This is a genomic window from Mesorhizobium sp. M7A.F.Ca.CA.001.08.2.1 (assembly GCF_003998455.1).
Lineage (GTDB): Bacteria > Pseudomonadota > Alphaproteobacteria > Rhizobiales > Rhizobiaceae > Mesorhizobium > Mesorhizobium ciceri.
Window position 1 is genome coordinate 1 of sequence record NZ_RZPW01000571.1, and the last position, 4,219, is coordinate 4,219.

The 4,219-nt window shown below is 62.3% G+C and carries 4 protein-coding genes, 2 pseudogenes and 1 riboswitch; of the genes and pseudogenes, 1 reads left to right on the forward strand and 5 read right to left on the reverse strand.

Annotation, left to right across the window (positions count from 1 at the left end; genetic code table 11):
• The 4 genes and pseudogenes from EN914_RS26500 to EN914_RS26515 all read right to left on the reverse strand — a co-directional run.
• Nucleotides 1-189 (reverse strand): annotated as a pseudogene (locus tag EN914_RS26500) (hypothetical protein); the annotation flags it as partial.
• Nucleotides 190-228: 39 nt separating this feature from the next.
• Complete coding sequence (locus EN914_RS26505) at nt 229-495, reverse strand: DUF2277 domain-containing protein (RefSeq protein WP_013532791.1); 267 nt, start codon at nt 493-495, stop codon at nt 229-231.
• Between the two features lie 110 nt (nt 496-605).
• Nucleotides 606-857, reverse strand: a complete 252-nt coding sequence (locus tag EN914_RS26510; protein WP_013532792.1) for an exodeoxyribonuclease VII small subunit — start codon at nt 855-857, stop codon at nt 606-608.
• A 3-nt stretch (nt 858-860) separates the two neighbouring features.
• Complete coding sequence (locus tag EN914_RS26515) at nt 861-1,787, reverse strand: histone deacetylase family protein (protein WP_024503603.1); 927 nt, start codon at nt 1,785-1,787, stop codon at nt 861-863.
• A 122-nt stretch (nt 1,788-1,909) separates the two neighbouring features.
• Nucleotides 1,910-2,090, forward strand: a riboswitch (cobalamin riboswitch).
• A gap of 110 nt (nt 2,091-2,200) precedes the next feature.
• On the opposite strand from EN914_RS26515, the pseudogene bluB reads away from it, so the two are divergent.
• Nucleotides 2,201-2,818: pseudogene (gene bluB, locus EN914_RS39375) on the forward strand (5,6-dimethylbenzimidazole synthase); the annotation flags it as partial.
• A gap of 122 nt (nt 2,819-2,940) precedes the next feature.
• On the opposite strand, the gene EN914_RS26525 reads toward bluB, so the two are convergent.
• Nucleotides 2,941-3,924: a hypothetical protein gene (locus EN914_RS26525; protein WP_024503601.1), complete on the reverse strand. Its 984-nt coding sequence runs from the start codon at nt 3,922-3,924 to the stop codon at nt 2,941-2,943.
• Nucleotides 3,925-4,219: the final 295 nt, after the last annotated feature.

The window sequence follows — 4,219 nt, forward strand, 5'->3', positions numbered from 1 at the left end:
CCGCAGGATCGCGGGACCCATGCGGTCGAAGAAGATGAACGGACCGACCAACCGCCTTTTTGCCGTTGGCAGGGCACGGCGCACCTGAAAACCACCGATGTCCTTGGCGTTCGGAATGACCATCAATTCGATCTGATCGCTGGCGAACGCATCGCCCACCTCAGGGTCTTTCCCGGGGAAGAAGCTCATGGACTCTCCTTGTCGGTGGTCGAAGGCCGCCTGGCCGCATCAGGCAAAGCGGATGGCCGCCTTTGCCCGCAGCTTGGCCGCCACCTCTTCGCGATTGCGCGGATGCTGATGGGTTTCCAGGGAATCGAGCAGTTCGCGCGCTGAGGCCGCGATGGCGTCGACGGCATGATCGAAGGCGTGCTGGTTCTGCTTCGAGGGTCGCGTCGTTCCGCTCAGCTTGCGGACGAACTGAAGGGCCGCGTCGCGCACCTCGTCATTGGTTGCCGGCGGATCAAAATTGAACAGGGTCTTGATGTTTCTGCACATCGCTTCCGTATCTCCTCTTGTCCTTGAGCTGTTTCAATCGCAACGAGTTATATCCTCGATCATGATCATGTCCAAAAACCGGTGAGGCGAGGCCATCGTTCGGACCGGCCTCAATCCGCGTCGAGCGGCTCCGTTCCAACCGGCTTGCCGTCGCGCGACAGCCTGATCTTCTCGACCTTGTCCTCGGCGGCCTTCAGCAGCCGGTCGCAATGCGCCTTAAGCGCCTCGCCACGTTCATAGATCCTGATCGACTGGTCGAGCGGCACGTCGCCACGCTCCAGATCATCGACGATCTTCTCCAGCGCATCGAGTGCCTGCTCGAAGCTCATCGCCTTGACGTCTTCGTTGGTCTCACCAGCCATCATTCATCCTTTCATCAGTCGCCCGACATGGGCGGCGACCGAAAATGCCAATCCCTGCAGATCGTAGCCGCCCTCGAGCAGGCTGACGAGCCGGTTGCCGCTGTGGCGTGCCGCGCGCTGCATCAACTGGCCGGTCGCCCAGTCGAAATCATCCTCGGTCAGATTGATCTCGGCCAGCGGATCGCGGTGGTGCGCGTCGAACCCGGCCGAAATGATGATCAGGTCGGGCGCGAAATTGTCGAGCGCGGGCAGGACGCGCGACAGGAAGGCATCGCGAAACACTTCGCTGCCGGTCTGCGGCGCCAGCGGTGCGTTGACGATATTGCCGGCGCCCGTTTCGGTCTTCGCTCCGGTGCCGGGATAAAGCGGCATCTGGTGTGTCGAGCAATAGAGCACCGAGGGATCGTCCCAGAAAATATCCTGCGTGCCATTGCCGTGATGCACGTCCCAGTCGACGATGGCAACGCGCTCGACACCGTGTTTCTTCTGCGCATAACGCGCCGCGATCGCCGCCGTGTTGAACAGGCAGAAGCCCATGGCCGTGGTCTTTTCGGCATGATGGCCGGGCGGCCGGGCGGCGACAAAGACGTTGTCGGCGCGGCCCGAAAAGACATCATCGACGGCGGCGTTGGCGGCGCCGATCGCGGTGATCGCCGCTTGCCAGCTCTTCGGACTGGCAGTGGTGTCGGCATCGATGCGGGCAATCCCCTCGTCGGGAATGGCGGCGCGCACGCGGGCGACGAAATCGGCGGGATGCGCGTAGAGGATGGTGGCCTCGTCGCCTTCCGGCGCCTGGATACGATCGAGCGCGGCAAAGGCTTCCTCATCGAGCACGCGCTCGATGGCGCGCAAGCGGTCGGGCCGCTCGGGATGTCCGGGCGGCGTGAGATGCTCGAGGAAGATCGGATGCGTGTAGAGACGGGTGGTCATCGTCCTAATCTAGTGACCCGGATCGACAAAGGCCATGCACGGGCGGCCGATGACTGGGGAAAATCGCGCCTGCGTCCATTCGTGTCGCCGCAGGCATTGGCCTCGCCGGCGCTTCGGCGTAAGGTCCCTGGGTACTGCCTGGTGCCCGCCGCAAGCGGGAGAATCGGGAACACGGTTGAATTCCGTGGCGTGCCCAACGCTGTGAGGGGGACCGCGCCGGTAAATGCCACTGTCGATGACGGGAAGGCACCGGACGCGGGTTGATCCCAAGCCAGAAGACCGGCCTGGCAGGCATCGTCATCCGCATGGTCAGGCGGATGGCATCAGAGCGACGTGCGTCCATTTGGACGCACAAAGTATGCTCTGACCGTTTTGAATCTGCAATCGCAAGGGGACAAGCGATGCCGGAACATATGACCGCTGCCATTGACGATGGATTCGACCAGAATGCGCGCGATGCGGTCTATCGCGCCATGTTCACGCGGCGCGACGTGCGCAGCCATTTCCTGCCCACCGCGATCGATGACGACGTGCTGGCGCGGCTGCTGCTTGCCGCCCATCATGCGCCATCGGTCGGCTTCATGCAGCCATGGAATTTCATTGTCATTCGTGACATCGAGCGACGCGAAAGGGTGCGCGACCTGTTCCTGGCCGCGCGCGAGCAGGAACTGCCGGCGATCGAGGCGGAAAAACAGGCGCTGTACCGCAAGCTCAAGCTGGAAGGCATCTGCGAAAGCGCGCTCAACATCTGCATCACTTGCGACCGGCAGCGCTCGAAGGGTTCGCCGCTGGGACGCTGGCACAATCCGGAGATGGATCTCTACAGCACCGTCTGCGCGGTGCAGAATTTCTGGCTGGCCGCGCGTGCCGAGGGCGTTGGCGTCGGCTGGGTGAGCATCATCGAGGCTGAGGCGCTGAAGCGGTTGTTGGCCATTCCGGATCACGTAACGCCAATCGCCTATCTCTGCGTCGGCCGTGTTTCCGAGTTCGCTTCCAAACCGGACCTTGAAACGCATGGTTGGGGACGGCGGCTGCCGCTGCCGGAACTGATCATGAGCGAGACGTTTTCCGGGCAAGGCGAGGCACAGCTCAAGTCCACCGTGGCGCGCCTCAACACCGTTTCTGCCTCACCAGACACCACCTGCCCGGCCGATCAGGGTGTGGCGCCGGCCGTACCCCAGCGCGAACCGCCGAAGGAGGCGAGCGCCTTGTCCTTGAGTTCCCTGAACTTCGACGACGCATCGGCCAACCGGGCGTCCCAGGCCGGATCCGGCACCTGGCCCGCGATGGTCTTGAAATAGACCTGCATCAGGCAAGCGATGGCGAAAGGCTCGATGAAGGCCGCCTTGAATGCCCAGGCGAAGACGATGGCGAGCACGAAGGCCCAGCCGGCGAGTTGGCCGGGCATCAGGAACAGAATGGCGCCGGCAGGCGCCAGCATCATCAGAAAGATGACGAACGACACGCCCCACATGATGACCGCCAGCCAGACGGCGTTCTTGACCATGACCTTGCCGTTCTGGGCATAGAGCACGACGCCTTGGCGCGCCGTCTCGAAGGGTGAGGCTGAATTGATGCGGATGTTGTAGCCGAGGATGATCTCGTCGACATAGGTCAGCGACAGGCGGATCACCGTGTTGATGAAGGAGACCAGGCCGCTCAGGCCCGGTATCGGCAGGAAGGCGGCGATACCGCCGAGCAGGCCGGTGATGGCGCGGATGGCACCCTTGACGAGTTGGTCGACGACGAAAAGGATATTGGCCTCGGCAAAACGCTGGGTGACGACATCCCTGGCGTAGGCGATCTGGTCCTGACCGCCGGGAATGTCGCGGCCGTCGATCAGATGAACCATGACGGCGATGTGGCCGGCCTTGACGATATAGAGGATGTATTCGCGGATCCAGTAGACCGCGATAGAGACGATGCCAAACCCGACCACGCCGCCCCACAGGGCAAAGGACATGGGCCCGTCGGGATCGGTGGAGATATGGCCGACGCCATAGCCGACCGAGGCACCGGTGCCGGTCGCCATGATGTAGGCCAGCGTGATGCCGAAATAGACGATCATACGAAAGACGATGAACGGCCAGGTCCGCATCATGATGGACACCGACCGGCCGATCTCGAAATCCCACATGTGCCCCGAATCTCCGCCTCAGAGATGGTGGAAGAGGATGAACTCAACCCGACGATTGTCAATTGCCGGCCCTGGCACCACAGGGCGACGAATTCTGGGCAACGGTTTTCTTTCGCAGCCTTTCGCCGGCGCATTGTCTGACGGAGCATCAAACGAAAAACCCGCCTGTGCGGCGGGTCACCGGCGCAAATCAGCACCATGGACGAATATGTACCTTAGCTGAGGGCAGGTGTCAAGAAAAAATTCCTATCGGGAACAGCTGCCGGCACGAAAGCTCCGGTGGGAACTTCAATTC